This is a genomic window from Nonomuraea sp. NPDC050478, from assembly GCF_044458265.1.
Taxonomy (GTDB): Bacteria; Actinomycetota; Actinomycetes; order Streptosporangiales; family Streptosporangiaceae; genus Nonomuraea; species Nonomuraea ferruginea.
Genome location: NZ_JBITHT010000008.1, coordinates 211,762 through 225,955, shown reverse-complemented (window position 1 = coordinate 225,955; position 14,194 = coordinate 211,762). Strand labels below are relative to the sequence as shown.

13 protein-coding genes are annotated in these 14,194 nt (G+C 71.7%); 7 read left to right on the top strand and 6 right to left on the bottom strand.

Going from position 1 to position 14,194, the window contains the following annotated elements; genetic code table 11:
• The first annotated feature begins 55 nt into the window (after window positions 1–55).
• Window positions 56–1,195, top strand: a complete 1,140-nt coding sequence (locus ACIBF7_RS36820; protein WP_345482904.1) for a cystathionine gamma-synthase — start codon at window positions 56–58, stop codon at window positions 1,193–1,195.
• Here the strand turns inward: ACIBF7_RS36820 and ACIBF7_RS36815 are convergent, their stop codons facing one another.
• Window positions 1,196–1,627 (bottom strand): hypothetical protein, encoded by a 432-nt coding sequence (locus ACIBF7_RS36815; protein WP_148029152.1) that lies wholly within the window; start codon window positions 1,625–1,627, stop codon window positions 1,196–1,198.
• Window positions 1,628–1,637: 10 nt separating this feature from the next.
• A complete protein-coding gene (locus tag ACIBF7_RS36810) occupies window positions 1,638–1,763 on the bottom strand; it encodes a hypothetical protein (RefSeq protein WP_261808294.1) in 126 nt (41 codons plus the stop codon).
• Window positions 1,764–1,903: 140 nt separating this feature from the next.
• Here ACIBF7_RS36810 and ACIBF7_RS36805 point away from each other — a divergent pair, with 140 nt between their 5' ends.
• Window positions 1,904–2,350 carry a DUF6292 family protein gene (locus ACIBF7_RS36805; protein WP_261808295.1) on the top strand — a complete coding sequence of 149 codons (447 nt, stop codon included), beginning with the start codon at window positions 1,904–1,906 and terminating at the stop codon, window positions 2,348–2,350.
• Here ACIBF7_RS36805 and ACIBF7_RS36800 read toward each other — a convergent pair.
• Entirely contained in the window at window positions 2,310–4,277 is a 1,968-nt protein-coding gene (locus tag ACIBF7_RS36800) for a VWA domain-containing protein (RefSeq protein WP_397199261.1), read from the bottom strand. The genes ACIBF7_RS36805 and ACIBF7_RS36800 overlap by 41 nt on opposite strands.
• Window positions 4,278–4,311: 34 nt before the next feature.
• Window positions 4,312–5,703, bottom strand: a complete 1,392-nt coding sequence (locus tag ACIBF7_RS36795) for a sigma 54-interacting transcriptional regulator (RefSeq protein WP_219544060.1) — start codon at window positions 5,701–5,703, stop codon at window positions 4,312–4,314.
• A gap of 172 nt (window positions 5,704–5,875) precedes the next feature.
• On the opposite strand from ACIBF7_RS36795, the gene ACIBF7_RS36790 reads away from it, so the two are divergent.
• The 3 genes from ACIBF7_RS36790 to ACIBF7_RS36780 are packed head-to-tail and all read left to right on the top strand — an operon-like array spanning window position 5,876 to window position 8,592.
• The gene (locus tag ACIBF7_RS36790) at window positions 5,876–7,048 is read left to right on the top strand and encodes an FIST N-terminal domain-containing protein (RefSeq protein WP_148034262.1); all 1,173 of its coding nucleotides are present in this window, start codon (window positions 5,876–5,878) and stop codon (window positions 7,046–7,048) included.
• Window positions 7,045–7,983: an ROK family protein gene (locus tag ACIBF7_RS36785; RefSeq protein WP_271275796.1), complete on the top strand. Its 939-nt coding sequence runs from the start codon at window positions 7,045–7,047 to the stop codon at window positions 7,981–7,983. The genes ACIBF7_RS36790 and ACIBF7_RS36785 overlap by 4 nt, the downstream gene beginning before the upstream one ends.
• Before the next feature lie 54 nt (window positions 7,984–8,037).
• Window positions 8,038–8,592: a zeta toxin family protein gene (locus tag ACIBF7_RS36780; RefSeq protein WP_397199201.1), complete on the top strand. Its 555-nt coding sequence runs from the start codon at window positions 8,038–8,040 to the stop codon at window positions 8,590–8,592.
• A 157-nt stretch (window positions 8,593–8,749) separates the two neighbouring features.
• On the opposite strand, the gene ACIBF7_RS36775 is transcribed toward ACIBF7_RS36780, so the two are convergent.
• Window positions 8,750–10,180: a M1 family metallopeptidase gene (locus tag ACIBF7_RS36775; protein WP_397199200.1), complete on the bottom strand. Its 1,431-nt coding sequence runs from the start codon at window positions 10,178–10,180 to the stop codon at window positions 8,750–8,752.
• A 93-nt stretch (window positions 10,181–10,273) separates the two neighbouring features.
• Window positions 10,274–11,383, bottom strand: a complete 1,110-nt coding sequence (hppD, locus tag ACIBF7_RS36770) for a 4-hydroxyphenylpyruvate dioxygenase (RefSeq protein WP_397199199.1) — start codon at window positions 11,381–11,383, stop codon at window positions 10,274–10,276.
• 103 nt (window positions 11,384–11,486) lie between these two features.
• Here hppD and ACIBF7_RS36765 point away from each other — a divergent pair, with 103 nt between their 5' ends.
• Window positions 11,487–11,972: an Lrp/AsnC family transcriptional regulator gene (locus tag ACIBF7_RS36765; RefSeq protein WP_148029157.1), complete on the top strand. Its 486-nt coding sequence runs from the start codon at window positions 11,487–11,489 to the stop codon at window positions 11,970–11,972.
• A gap of 101 nt (window positions 11,973–12,073) precedes the next feature.
• A complete protein-coding gene (locus tag ACIBF7_RS36760) occupies window positions 12,074–14,191 on the top strand; it encodes a transglycosylase domain-containing protein (protein WP_271275799.1) in 2,118 nt (705 codons plus the stop codon).
• Window positions 14,192–14,194 lie beyond the last annotated feature (3 nt).

Here is a 14,194-nt window from a genome sequence, read left to right as displayed (position 1 = left end):
CGGCCCGCGATCCGCAGGGGACCGGATCGCGGGCCGGGTCCGTTACCGTGGCGGTATGACCAATGGTTTCGAAACTTTGGCGATCCACGCAGGTCAGGACCCGGACCCCGTGACCGGCGCGGTGGTGCCGCCCATATACGCCACGTCCACCTACAAGCAGGACGGCGTGGGCGGCCTGCGCAACGGCTACGAATACAGCCGCTCGGCCAACCCCACCAGGACCGCGCTGGAGGAGGCGCTGGCCGCGGTGGAGGGCGGGACGCGCGGGCTGGCGTTCGCCTCCGGCCTGGCCGCCGAGGACGCGCTGCTCCGCGCGGTGTGCCGGCCGCAGGACCACGTGATCATCCCGAACGACGCGTACGGCGGCACCTACCGGCTGTTCTCGAAGGTCTACGAGCGCTGGGACCTGCACTTCGACCCGGTGCCGCTCGGCGACCTCGACGCGGTGGCGGCGGCGATGACCCAGAAGACGAAGGTCGTCTGGGTGGAGACGCCGACCAACCCGCTGCTCGGCGTCAACGACATCGCGGCGCTGGCCCAGCTCGCCCACGACAACGGCGCGCTGCTGGTCGTCGACAACACCTTCGCCTCGCCGTACCTCCAGCAGCCGCTCGCGCTCGGCGCCGACGTGGTCGTGCACTCCACGACGAAGTACATCGGCGGCCACTCCGACGTGATCGGCGGCGCGCTGGTGGCCGCCGACCGGGAGCTGGGCGAGGAGCTGGCCTACCACCAGAACGCGATGGGCGCGGTGGCCGGGCCGTTCGACGCGTGGCTGACGCTGCGCGGGCTCAAGACACTCGGCGTGCGCATGGACCGTCACTGCGACAACGCCGAGCGGGTCGTCGACCTGCTGCTGGCGCACCCGAAGGTGACCGAGGTGCTCTACCCGGGGCTCGCCGAGCACCCCGGCCACGAGACCGCGGCCAAGCAGATGCGGCGCTTCGGCGGCATGGTGTCGTTCAGGGTGGCCGGCGGCGCGCAGGAGGCCGTCGACGTGTGCGGCCGCACCGAGCTGTTCACGCTGGGCGAGTCGCTCGGCGGGGTCGAGTCGCTCATCGAGCACCCGGGCAGGATGACGCACGCCTCGGCGGCCGGCTCCCCGCTGGAGGTGCCGGACGACCTGGTGCGCCTGTCGGTGGGCATCGAGACGGTCGACGACCTGCTCGCCGACCTCACCCGGGCCCTCGCCTGATCACTCAGGCACGATCATCAGGACCAGGATCACCAGCCAGATCAGCGCCAGCAGGCCGCCGATCGCGGCGATCCGGCCGTTCTGGACCTGCGCGTCGTCACCGGTGTCCTCGCTGGCGAGGGCCTTCGTGGCGGCGCGCAGGTCACGGTCGATGAGGAACAGCAGCACGATCCCGACGATGAACAGCGTCATCGAGGCGCTCATGTACCACCGGCCGAGCACACCGCCGCCCATGACGATGCCGAGGACCAGGCCGAACACGAACACGCCCAGCGACGCGAAACCGTAGATCCGGGTCGTGCGCTCGATGTTGCGCAGCACGGGCACGTTCTTGCCCCTGATGGCACGCGGCGCGGCCATGAGGGCCGCGGTCAGCGGGCCGAGGGTGAAGATCGCGAACCCGACGTGCAGCAGAAGAAACAGGGTCGACATGCGGGAGAGACTAGTCCCCGACGATCTCGAAGGGAGACTCGACACTCTCTTTGCCCTCGGGGGAGCTGCGCATGATCAACTCCATGGCTGTGACGGCGACGACCATCAGCACGATCAAAACAATCATGGCGAACATAGGTGCTCCCTCCTTCCCCGTAAACGAAGCGAATATCGCCCGTAATGACTAGATGCGCGGGCGACGGCATCCGTTCATCGCGGGTAGGGTTATTGACCGCTGCTTTTTCCTTACTCTTAGGGCACAAGGGGGTGCCGTCCGTGGCCATCAGGCATGTCGAGCCGTACTCGGACGAGTGGCTTCACCAGCCGAGCCGCTACGTGAGCCGGGTCGTCGAGGAGCTCGGGGCCGAGGCCGGCGGATGGTGGGAAGGCCCGTGCGAGCCGCGCGAGGCGACGATCCGCCTCGCCGACGGCGCCGCGCTGGTGTGGGACGAGGAGAGCGGGTGGCGGCTGGGCCGTCTCGTCGCGGGCGAGGCCGGCGGCCGCACCGAGCTGACCGGCGTCCGCTACCTCGGCAACGGGCTGGTGCCCCGGCCGGAGCGGGTGCCGGAGGCGCTCCGCGACGCCCGCGCCGGCCTCGGCTCCAGCACCGCCTGGCGCCCCTGCTACCGCTCCCACCGCAACTGCCGCGACGGCTTCGACGTGGCGCTCGACTACTACACCGCTAGCGCCAGCGCGCCCGGCGCACTCTCAGGAAGTCGCTGACCACATACTCGCCCAGCCGGTCGGCGCTGGGGGAGAAGACGCGCCCGCCGTTGCGGCGGGCCACCTCGTCGACGAAGTCCTTGAGCCGGTCGTCGCCCGCCAGCATGAACACGTTGATCGTGGCCCGGCGGCGGGTCATCTTGTCGACCTCGGCCAGAGTCAGCTCCAGCGTCTCCGGCGACGGCGGCCACTCGAAGGCGGAGTGGCCGTTGCGCAGCAGGTGGGCGGTCGGCTCGCCGTCGGTCACCACGAGCACCACCGGCTCGAAGTCGGGGTGGCGGTCCAGGTGGCGGCCGGCGATCAGCAGCGCGTGGTGCAGGTTCGTGCCCTGGACCATGTCCCAGTCGAGGCCCGCCAGCTCGTCCGGCTGCAGCACCCTCGCGTAGTTGGAGAAGCCGATGATCTGCACGGCGTCCTGCGGGAACTTGGACGACACCAGCGCCTGCAGGGCCAGCGCGGTCTGCTTGGCCGCGGCCCAGGTGCCGCGCAGCGCCATCGAGTACGACAGGTCGACCAGCAGGCAGACGGCCGCGGCGGTGCGCCGCTCGGTCTCGGCCACCTCGAAGTCGTCCACCGACAGCCGCACGGACGGGCCGTCGCCGGTGGTGCGCAGGCCGCCCGCGCGCACGCCGTTGACCAGGGTCCGCACCACGTCGAGCGGCTGCTCGTCGCCGAACCGCCAGGGCCGTGACGAGCCGGTCAGCTCGCCGGCCGAGCCGGCGTCGTGCTGGTCGTGGTCGCCGCGCCGGCCGGCGTCGAGCGAGGAGAACACCCGGCGCAGCGCGGTCTCGCCGAGCCGCCGCACCGCCTTGGGGGTCAGCTCCAGCTTGCCTCGGCGGCGCAGGAGATAGCCCTGCTCCTCCAGCTCGCGTTCGATGCGCTTGAGCGCCTCCAGGTCGTCGACCGCGGAGCGGCCCAGGGCGCGGCGGACCGCGGTCTCGTCGATGTCGTCCAGCCGCGCGCCCGGATAGTCCTGGCGCAGCGCCGACTCCAGCCGGCTCAGGTCGGCCAGCTCCTCCAGGGCGGTGACGGCGTCGCCCATGCCCAGCGGCTCGTCGCCGGTCATCCGCTCGCTGGAGTCCCACGCCAGGTCGGGGCGGCGGGCGTGCAGCGCCTCGCCGAGGCGGCGCATCTGCTCGGACAGGCCGGCCTGGTCGAGGGTCTGGTTGATCAGGTTGCCGAGCTCCTCGCGCTGGCGCGGGGTCATGGAGGCGAGCATGCGCTGGGTGGCCGCGGCGCGGCGGGCCAGGACGTCGACCAGCTCGCCGAGGTTGCGCGGCTTCTCCGGGAACATGTCGCCGTATTTGGCCATGAAGGCGTCGAAGTCCGCCTGGGTGTGCTCGCCCCTGGCGTCCTTGTCCAGCATGTCGTTCAGGTCCGTCATCATCTGCCGGACCCGCTCCATCGCCTCCGGGTCCGGGTTGGCCAGTGCGTCGCGCATGCCCCTGAACTGGCTGTCGAGCACCTCACGCCGCAGCAGGTCGCGCAGCTCCTCGAAGGTCCGCCGGGCCGCCTCCGAGCGCCATTCGTACGAGCTCAGCTGCTGGATGGCGCTGGCCGTGTCTTCCGGCAGCGAGTCGAGCTCGGCCTCGCGCATCCTGGCGTCGTCGGCCGGGTCGGGGAACAGCTCGGCCCGCTCCTGGCCGACGGCCTTGTCGAGCAACGCCCTGGCCCGTTCGAGCGTGCCGTCGAGCCGGCCGCCCTCGCGCAGCTCCCGCCGCCGCCGCCGCACCTCGCGCAGCATGTCGTCCAGGCCGCGGCGGTCGCGGGCCCCGGGCAGGCCGCGCTTGAGCAGGTCGCGCAGCGCGTGCACCGGGGTCGAGCCGGACAGGATGGCGTCGCCCATCTCGTCCAGCGCCGCCCGCACGTCGTAGGGCGGAGCGAGGGGATCCGGGCCGTCGTGGTACTCGCCGTAGCGGTAGGCCATCACGAACCCACGCTAACCCGAGCCGGGATGCCCGTCATGTCCGGTAGACCGTGACCCCGTCGAGGTCGTCCTTCGACAGCCGGCGCATCAGGTAGAGGCCCTCCAGCGTGAACTCCAGGGCGGCGGCCGCGTGACCGGGCGACTCGTCGCCGGCGCCCATGCCCAGCCTGGACATGATCTTGGCCAGCCCCTGGACCGGGCCGATGCGGCGGAGCAGCTCTCCGGCCGGCACCAGCTCGCCCGACTCCACCTGGTTGCCCTCGGCGAACTTGTCGGTCAGCGGCGACAGGTCCATGCCCCCCAGCCGGCTCCTGAACGTCTCGGCGACGGCCCGGCGCAGCAGGTGGGCCAGGATCTCGGTCTCCCTGCCCTCCTCGCTGACCTCGAACTCCACCTTGCCGCGCAGGCTGTGGACCCCGGGCCCGAGGTCGCACACCCGCGCCACCGGCTGCTCCTCGCCGGCCAGCGCGGCCCGGCGCACGGCCGAGGCGGCGGCGGTCTCGGCGGCCGCGATCGAGAACCGGGCCGACACGCCCGACCGGGCGTCGACGGCGGTGGACTCGCGCACCAGGCGGGTGAAGCGGGCGATGGCCTCGACGAGGTGCTCGGGCACGTCCGCCCCGATGTCGGGCACGGACTCCTGGCGGATGAGCGTCAGCTCGTCCTCGACCGACGTCGGGTAGTGGGTGCGGATCTCGGCGCCGAAGCGGTCCTTCAGCGGGGTGATGATCCGGCCCCTGTTGGTGTAGTCCTCGGGGTTGGCGCTGGCGATGAGCAGGATGTCGAGCGGCAGCCGCAGGTTGTAGCCGCGGACCTGGATGTCGCGCTCCTCCAGCACGTTGAGCAGCGACACCTGGATGCGCTCGGCCAGGTCGGGCAGCTCGTTGACGGAGAACACGCCGCGGTTGGTGCGCGGCACCAGGCCGTAGTGGACGGTCTCCGGGTCGCCGAGCCGCCGGCCCTCCGCGATCTTGATGGGGTCGATGTCGCCGATCAGGTCGCCGACCGAGGTGTCGGGCGTGGCGAGCTTCTCGCCGTAGCGCTCGTCGCGGTGCTTCCACGCCACGGGCAGCTCGTCGCCCAGCTCGGCGGCCAGGGCCTGGCAGCGTCCGCAGACCGGAGCGTACGGATGGTCGTTGATCTCGCAGCCCTCGACGACGGGCGTCCACTCGTCGAGGAGGCCGGCGACGGTGCGGATGAGCCGGGTCTTGCCCTGGCCGCGCTCACCGAGCAGGACCAGATCGTGACCGGCGAGCAGCGCCCGTTCGAGATGAGGCAGGACAGTGTCGTCGAAGCCCACGATGCCGGGAAAGCGGGGCTCGCCCGCCCGGAGCTTGGCCAGCAGGTTTTCGCGGACCTCGGCTTTTACGGTGCGATGAACGTGGCCGCTCTCTCGCAACTCGCGCAGAATACGAGGCTGATGCACGGGATCGAGACTACGTCCCCCGGACGCGATGCGGCAGGGAGTTTCGCATCTGGTGGAGATATCAGGATCTCGGCTATTCCGTCACGGTTCGTATGCGTGCTCGGTCCGTTAGTGGGGAGAATCGGGCCTAGGGTACTTGGACCAGCAGAGGGAGGCGAGACGCGTGGCAGTGATGACAAGCCGCTTCGCCGACGGCCTCGCCGTGGACTCCGACCTGGTGGGAGCCGCGGAGAGGGCCGTGAACCAGGCCCTGTCGCGACTCAGCGGCCAGGCTGACCTGGTCTGCTTCTTCGTGTGCGGCGACGACCCCGACGACGTGGCCAGAGCGGGCGAGCGCGCGATGCGGATGGCGCCCGACGCGCATGTGATCGGCTGCAGCGCCACCGGCGTGATCGGCGGCGACACCGGGGTGGAGCTGACGCCCTCCGTGAGCGCCTGGGCGGCCACCCTGGAAGGGGCCGAGCTGACCACGTTCGCGCTGGAGACGCTCACGGCCGAGGACCGGTTCGTGGTGGTCGGGCTGCCCGAGCGCAGCCCCGACGACCACGTGGCGATCCTGCTGGCCGACCCGTACTCGTTCCCGGCCGACGCCTTCGTCGAGCGCTCCATGGACGTGCTCGGCGACCTGCCGCTGGTCGGCGGGCTGGCCAACGGGGTGCAGGGGCGCGGCTCCGTGCGGCTGTTCGCCGACGGCGAGATGTACACCGAGGGCGCCATCGGCGTCCTGATCAGCGGGTCCGTCAACGTGACCACCGTGGTCAGCCAGGGCTGCCGGCCGATCGGGCCCAACATGGTCGTCACCCGCGCCGAGGAGAACCTGCTGCTGGAGCTGGCCGGGCAGCCCGCGCTGTCCCGGCTGGAGGACATCGTCACCGACCTGGACGAGGACGACCGCGAGCTGGTCGCCGCCGGGCTGCAGATCGGGCTCGCCATGGACGAGTACGCCGAGCGCCACGAGCGCGGCGACTTCCTGATCCGCGGCGTGATCGGCATCGACCCGGAGCGCGAGGCGGTGGCCATCGGCGACATCGTGGAGATCGGCCGTACGGTGCGCTTCCAGGTGCGCGACGCGGCCACCGCCGACGAGGACCTGTACGACATGCTCGACGCGCACCGGCAGGAGCTGGGCAGGGTCGACGGGGCGCTGCTGTTCTCGTGCAACGGGCGCGGGTCGGCGATGTTCGGCACCGCCGACCACGACCCGCTGGCGCTGCGCGACACGCTGGGGCCGATCGGCGTGGCGGGCTTCTTCGCGGCCGGCGAGGTCGGGCCGGTGGGCGGGCACAACCACGTGCACGGGTTCACGGCGTCGGTCCTGGTGTTCTCCTCGGCGGGCGGAGAGTGATCCTGGCGGTCGACGTCGGCGGGACCAAGCTGGCGGCCGCCCGGGTGTCCCCCGAGGGGGCGATCGTGGAGACCAGGCGTGCGGCGACCCCGCAGGACGCGGACGCCGAGACGCTCTGGCGGGCCCTGCGCGAGGTGATCGGCCCGCTCTCCGACGGGGTCGCGGGCGTGGGCGTCGGCTGCGGCGGGCCGATGGAGTGGCCGTCCGGCGTGGTCTCACCTCTCAACATCCCCGGCTGGCGGGGCTTCCCGTTGCGTGCCCGGCTCTCCGGGCTGTTCCCCGGGGTTCCGGTACGGGTCCACAACGACGCCATCTGCCTGGCGGTGGCCGAACACTGGCGCGGCGCCGGGCGGGGCGTGGCGGACATGCTGGGCATGGTGGTCTCGACCGGCGTCGGCGGCGGGCTCGTCCTCGGTGGACGGCTGGTCGACGGCGGCACCGGCAACGCTGGGCACATCGGGCACGTGGTGGTGGACCCGGACGGCGGGCCGCCGTGCGGCTGCGGCGGCCACGGCTGCCTGGAAGCGGTCGCGCGCGGCCCCGCCCTGACCGCCTGGGCGCTCGGCCGCGGCTGGACCCCGGGCGATCCCGCGGCTCAGGGTGACTACCAGGAGGAGCGGGCCGTCACCGCGCGGACGCTGGCGGCGGACGCGCGGGCGGGCGACGAGGTGGCCGTGGCCGCCATGAGCAGGGCGGGCCGGGCGCTCGGGATCGCCATCGCCTCCGCCACCCACCTGTGCGACCTGGACCTGGTCACCATCGGCGGCGGCCTGTCACAGGCCGGGGAGCCGCTGTTCGGCCCGCTGGAGGAGGCGCTGCGGGAGCACGCCCGGATGGCGTTCGCCCGCCGCCTGCGGGTGGTGCCCGCGTCGCTCGGCCAGGACGCGGGCCTGATCGGCGCCGCCGCCCTGATCCTCGCGAGCGACACGTACTGAGGGTTCGCCCGGTCACCGCTCGCGCTGCCGCCTTCAGCGACATGTACTGACGGTTTGCCCGGTCAGCGCTCGCGCTGCCACCCTGGTCGGATGCCCGCCGCTCTGCTGATCACCGGGACCGTGGGGGCCGGCAAGACGTCGGTCGCGGACGCGGCCGGTGATCTTCTCGCCGCCGCCGGGATCCCGCACGCGGTCATCGACCTCGACTGGCTCCGCCGGTCCTGGCCCGCCCCGGCGGACGACCCGTTCCTTCTCGAACTCACCCTGCGCAACCTGCGCGACGTCGCGCGCAACCACCTGGAGGCCGGAGCGCGACGGCTCGTGCTGGCCGGCGTCGTCGAGTCGCGGGACGAGCGCCGGCGCCACCAGGAGGCCGTCGGCGTAAACCTCACGGTGTGCCGGTTGCGGGTCCCGATCCCCGTCGTCCACCAGCGGCTCGCGCGACGCCACGAGGGTGACGGGGCGGGGCTGCGCTGGCATCTCGACCGCTCCGGCGCGCTCGATGACATCCTCGTGGCGGCCCGGGTCGAGGACGTGGTGGTGGACGCGGGAGAGCGCTCGGTGACCAGCGCGGCCGCGACCGTCATGAGGGCCGTCGGCTGGTGCTGAGCGCGGCGGCGGCGGTCGCCGTGCCGACGCTGATCGGCACCGCGAGCGCGGCCTGCGCGGTGAGCGAGAACACCGCATAGGCCGGGCTACGCGGTGAGCGAGAACACTGACGGTATCGATCCACGAGCTGCGGGACGCGGGCAAGCCCGGCGAGCGGTCAGGCCGCCGGGCGGCGGGGCTGGAAGAGCCAGGCGTCGAAAAGGGAGTCGAGCTGCTTGCCGGACAGCCGCTCGGCCAGCGCCGTGAACTCCTCCGTCGTCACGCTGCCGTGCTCGTGCTCCGCCGTCCAGGTCTTGAGCAGCCGGAAGAACGTGTCGTCGCCGATCTTCTCGCGCAGGGCGTGCAGCGTCATCGCGCCGCGGAGGTAGACGGACTCGTTGAACAGGTCGTCGGGCCGGGCGTCGCCGGGCGGGTAGGACCAGATCGGGTCGCCCGCCGGCCGGTCGTGGCCGGCCCGGAAGCGCTCGTCGGCCGTGTCGCCGCCGGTGTGCTCGGTCCACAGCCACTCGGCGTAGGTGGCGAACCCCTCGTTGAGCCAGAGGTCCTCCCAGCGCTCGATGCTCAGGCTGTTGCCGAACCACTGGTGGGCCAGCTCGTGCGCGATGATCGACTGGTCGGGCCTGAAGCCGCCGTACATGGGCTTGGTCTGGTTCTCCAGCGCGTAGCCCGCCGAGAAGTCGTCGACCACGCCGCCGGTGGACGAGAACGGGTAGGGGCCGAAGACCGTCACCCAGTGGTCGGTGATCTGGCCCGACCTCGTGTAGAGGTCGCCGAGCTCGCCGGCGAAGCGCGGGTCGACCGCCGCCAGGTTGCGGATGCCGCCCGGGGTTCTGCCCTCGCGGAGCTGGAACTCGCCCATGGTGGCCGTGGCCAGGTAGGTGACCATCGGGTGGGACTCGCGCCAGGTGAACGTGGTGCCGCCGCCGGCGGCCGGCTCGCGGCTGACCAGCTCGCCGTTGGCCAGCACGGTCACCCCGGCGGGCACCGTGATCTCGAAGTCGAAGGTGGCCTTGTCGGCCGGGTGGTCGTTGGCCGGGAACCAGGTCCTGGCGCCGTTGGGCTCGCACGCGACGAACGCGCCGTCCCCGGTCGGGATGAACCCGTAGGAGCCGAGGTTGGACGAGCCGCGCACCGGCTGCGGCACCCCGGAGTAGGTCACCTTCACCGCGAAGGCGGCCCCGCGCGCCAGCGGCCGGGCGGGAGTGACGGACAGCTCGTCGCCCTCGCGGGAGAACGTGGCGGCGGCGCCGTCGACGGACACCCCGCTCACCTCGAACCCGCGCAGGTCGAGGTTGAAGCGCGACAGCGACTGGGTGGCCGTCGCCCGGATCGTCGCCTCGCCGTCGAGGTGTTTGCTCTCCGGCACGTAGCCGATCTTCAGCGCGTAGTGGGCGACGTCGTAGCCGCCGTTGCCGTCGAGCGGGAAGTCGGGGTCGCCGATGCCGGGCGCGCCCCGCGTCGCCCCGGCCGGCGCGGCGGTCCGGGGGGAGCCCGAGTCGGCACCGGTCGCCCCTTCGGACGGCCGGTCCGTCGCGCCGCACGCCAGCAGGCTCAGCGTGGCCAGCAGCGCGGCGGCCCGCTGTGTCATCGACCCCATGAGCGGGAGCGCCCCCTTCCGATCAGTGATCAGAAGAGTACGCTCGGTCAACCTCTGATCGCCACCCGCTCACGGGAACCCGGTTCAGAGGTTGCCCCTGCGCTCCTGCTCACGCTCGATCGCCTCGAACAGGGCCTTGAAGTTGCCCTTGCCGAAACCCAGCGAGCCGTGGCGCTCGATGAGCTCGAAGAACACCGTGGGCCGGTCCTGCACCGGCTTGGTGAAGATCTGCAGCAGATAGCCGTCCTCGTCCCGGTCGACCAGGATCTTGCGCTTCTTCAGCTCCTCGATGGGCGCGCGCACGGTGCCGATGCGGGCGCGCAGCTCGGGGTCGTCGTAGTACGAGTCAGGCGTGTCGAGGAACTCGACCCCGGCCGCCCGCATGTGGTCGACCGTGGTGAGGATGTCGTTGGTCGCCAGCGCCACGTGCTGGACGCCCGGCCCGCCGTAGAACTCCAGATACTCGTCGATCTGCGACTTCTTGCGGCTGACGGCCGGCTCGTTGAGCGGGAACTTGACCTTGCGCGAGCCGTCGGCCACGACCTTCGACATCAGCGCCGAGTACTCGGTGGCGATGTCGTCGCCGACGAACTCGGCCATGTTCGTGAAGCCCATCACCTCGCGGTAGAACGCCACCCACTCGTCCATCTTGCCGAGCTCCACGTTGCCGACGCAGTGGTCGACGGCCTGGAACAGCCGCCCCGACTTGGTGGCGGGCGGGGCCACGAGGGGTCGCGCGGGCGCGTAACCAGGCAGGTAGGGGCCGGTGTAGTTGGACCGGTCGACCAGCGTGTGGCGGGTCTGGCCGTACGTGGCGATGGCGGCGACCACCACCTTGCCGTGCTCGTCCTCCAGCACGTGCGGCTCGGCCAGCCCTCGGGCGCCGTGGGAGACGGCGTGCCGGTAGGCGGCCTCCACGTCGGGCACGTCGAGCGCGAGGTCGATCACCCCGTCGCCGTGCTCGGCCACGTGTCCGGCCAGGTCCGTGCCCGGCCGGAGGGAGGCACGGAACTCGAAGGTGGCGCCGCCGGAGCTGAGCACGTAGGCGGCCTCGTCGCGGCTGCCGTTCTCCGGCCCGCGGTAGGCCACCAGCCTCATGCCGAACGCGGTCGAGTAGTAGTGGGCGGACTGCTTGGCGTTGCCGACAGCGAAGACCACGGCGTGCATGCCGTTCACCGGAAAGACATCACTCATACCGACAACTCTCGATATACCTGGACGAGTTGCGCAAGAGTTGCTTGAATGAGTGGACAATCTGCCTAGTCGCCCGGCCCGTACCGCGGAGAATCTGTACATCATGACGATCGACGAGCTGGACGCCCGGCTCATCGCGCTGCTGAGCGCCGAGCCGAGGCTCGGCGTGCTGGAGTGCTCGCGCCGGCTCGGCGTGGCCAGGGGGACCGTCCAGGCGCGGCTGGACCGGCTCATGTCCAGGGGCGTCATCACGGGGTTCGGGCCGGACGTCTCGGCCGTGGCGCTCGGCTACGACGTGACCGCGTTCGTGCTGCTGGAGATCCGGCAGGTGTCCGGCCACGACCCGGTGGCGCACCGGCTGGCGCACATCCCCGAGGTGCTGGAGGTCCACACGGTCACCGGCGGCAGCGACCTCATGTGCCGGGTGGTGGCGCGGACGAACGCCGATCTCCAGCGCGTCATCGACGAGATCGTCGAGGTCCGGGGCGTGCTCAGGACCTCCTCGATCGTCGCCCTGGACACTCCCGTTCCCTACCGGGTGCTGCCGTTGGTCGCCGATGTCCCACGCCGGGCGATGCGCGAGCCGTAGCATCACCCGAAGGGACGAGGCACCGTTATCGAGCGCTTACCCTTGACGTTCGCCCAGATGACGGGGGGTCGGGGAGGCGTGACCGGGTGGTGAAGACGGCGATGCGAAAACGGCGAGTGCTCCGTTGGCTGCTGATCGTGGTCGCGGCGGGGGTCCTGGTGCTGGCGGCGCTGTTCGGCGTCGCGTGGGCGCTGACGCCCATCCCCGACAGCACGCAGGAGGACGCGACGGCCCAGGGTTCGGTCATCTACTACCGCGACGGCAAGACCGTCATCGCCCGGCAGGGCATCGACCGCAGGAACGTCGAGCTGGCCAAGGTGCCCCGGCACGTGCGCGACGCCGTCATCGCCGCCGAGAACCGCTCCTTCTACGAAGACAGCGGCGTCTCGGTCAAGGGCACCGCGCGAGCCCTGTGGTCCACCGTCACCGGGCAGCAGCTCCAGGGCGGCTCCACCATCACCCAGCAGCTCGTGCGCAACTACTACAGCGGCCTGAGCCAGGAACGCTCGGTGGTCCGCAAGGCCAAAGAGATCATGATCTCGATCAAGGTCGACCAGTCCCAGTCCAAGGACTGGGTGCTGGAGCAGTACCTCAACACGATCTACTTCGGCCGGGGCGCCAACGGCGTGCAGGCAGCCGCCCAGGCGTACTTCGGCAAGGGCGTCGACGATCTCGACGTGGCCCAGGGCGCCTACCTGGCCTCGGTGATCCAGCAGCCGTCCCGGTTCGCCGACCCGGAGGGCGCCGACCTCGACGCGGCGAAGGCCCGCTGGCAGTCGGTGATCAGGGCCATGACCGAGACCGGCGCGCTCGGCGCCGACGAGGCGGCCGCGCAGCGCTTCCCCGAGCTCAAGGAGCCGAAGAAGCCGTTCCAGCTCAAGGGCCAGGCTCAATACATGCTCCAGCAGGTCACCGACGAGCTCAACCGGCGCGGCTACAGCGACGAGGACATCAACGGCGGCGGGCTGAAGATCGTCACCACGTTCGACAAGAAGCTCATGGAGGCGGCCGAGCGGGCGGTGAAGGGCACGCTGCCGCAGGCCACGCCGAAGAAGGTGCGCACCGGGCTGGCGGCCGTCGCCCCCGACACGGGCGAGGTGGTCGCCTTCTACGGCGGCAACCCCGACAAGTCCCAGTACGACAACGCGTTCTCGGCCAAGGTCATGGCCGGGTCCACCTTCAAGCCCTACACGCTGGCGGCGGCGCTGGACAACGGGCTGAGCCTGTCGACCAGGGTCGACGGCAACTCGCCGATGCGCGTGGCGGCCGACCCCGACCATCCCATCCCCAACGACGGCGGCCGCTCCTACGGCCAGATCGACCTGGTGAGCGCCATCCGCAACTCGGTCAACACCGCGTTCGTGGACCTGGCCCAGAAGGTCGGGCCGCGCAAGGTGGCCGCCACCGCCGAGGCCATGGGCATCCCGGCCGAGCAGCTCGAACAGCACGTGGACGCCGCCTCGTTCCCGCTCGGCGTGGCCTCGGTCAGCGCCGTGCAGAACGCCGCCGGCTTCGGCACCCTCGCCAACGCCGGCGTCCACATGGAGACCCACGTGATCAAGTCGGTCACCGACGCCGACGGGGTGAAGGACGTCGTCAAGCCCGCCGCCTCCCAGGCGATCGGCAAGGGGGCCGCCGCCGACGCCGTCTACGCCATGCGGCAGGTCGTCGAGTACGGCACCGGCACCGCCGCCCGCCTCTACGACCGTCCCGTGGCGGGCAAGACGGGCACCACCGACGACTCCAAGGCCGTGTGGTTCAACGGGTTCACGCCGCAGCTCGCGACCGCCGTCAACATGTTCCGCGACGACAACGAGACCGTGGACATCCCCGGCTACGGGGTGCAGTTCGGCGGCCAGCTGCCCGCCCAGGTGTGGCGGGCGTTCATGGCCGAGGCCATGGACGGCGAGCCGGTCGAGCAGTTCCCCGAGCCGCAGGGCGTGGGCCACGCGCCCGGCTACGACCAGCCGCGCGACCAGGATCGCGGCTGGCGCGACGACACGCGGTCCCGCGAGCCGGAGCAGTGGGACGAGGGGCCCACGGCCGAGCCGACCCAGCCGCCGTTCACGGACGAGGAGCCGCCCGCCGACCTGGAACCTGAGGACGACGCCCGCCGGTCCGAGACGTTCGACCAGGACTTCGGGCCGCCGTCCGTCGAGGAGTCCGTCCCCGAGCCGACGGCCGCCACCGACGGCGACGGCGGCCCGCGGTTCGACTGAGAC

Coding starts and splice junctions, on each gene's coding strand:
- ACIBF7_RS36810 (WP_261808294.1), bottom strand. CDS start 1,763: ATGTTCGCCATGATTGTTTTGATCGTGCTGATGGTCGTCGCCGTCACA.
- hppD (WP_397199199.1), bottom strand. CDS start 11,383: ATGAGTGATGTCTTTCCGGTGAACGGCATGCACGCCGTGGTCTTCGCT.
- ACIBF7_RS36815 (WP_148029152.1), bottom strand. CDS start 1,627: ATGTCGACCCTGTTTCTTCTGCTGCACGTCGGGTTCGCGATCTTCACC.
- ACIBF7_RS36765 (WP_148029157.1), top strand. CDS start 11,487: ATGACGATCGACGAGCTGGACGCCCGGCTCATCGCGCTGCTGAGCGCC.
- ACIBF7_RS36800 (WP_397199261.1), bottom strand. CDS start 4,277: ATGGCCTACCGCTACGGCGAGTACCACGACGGCCCGGATCCCCTCGCT.
- ACIBF7_RS36790 (WP_148034262.1), top strand. CDS start 5,876: ATGACAAGCCGCTTCGCCGACGGCCTCGCCGTGGACTCCGACCTGGTG.
- ACIBF7_RS36760 (WP_271275799.1), top strand. CDS start 12,074: ATGCGAAAACGGCGAGTGCTCCGTTGGCTGCTGATCGTGGTCGCGGCG.
- ACIBF7_RS36820 (WP_345482904.1), top strand. CDS start 56: ATGACCAATGGTTTCGAAACTTTGGCGATCCACGCAGGTCAGGACCCG.
- ACIBF7_RS36775 (WP_397199200.1), bottom strand. CDS start 10,180: ATGACACAGCGGGCCGCCGCGCTGCTGGCCACGCTGAGCCTGCTGGCG.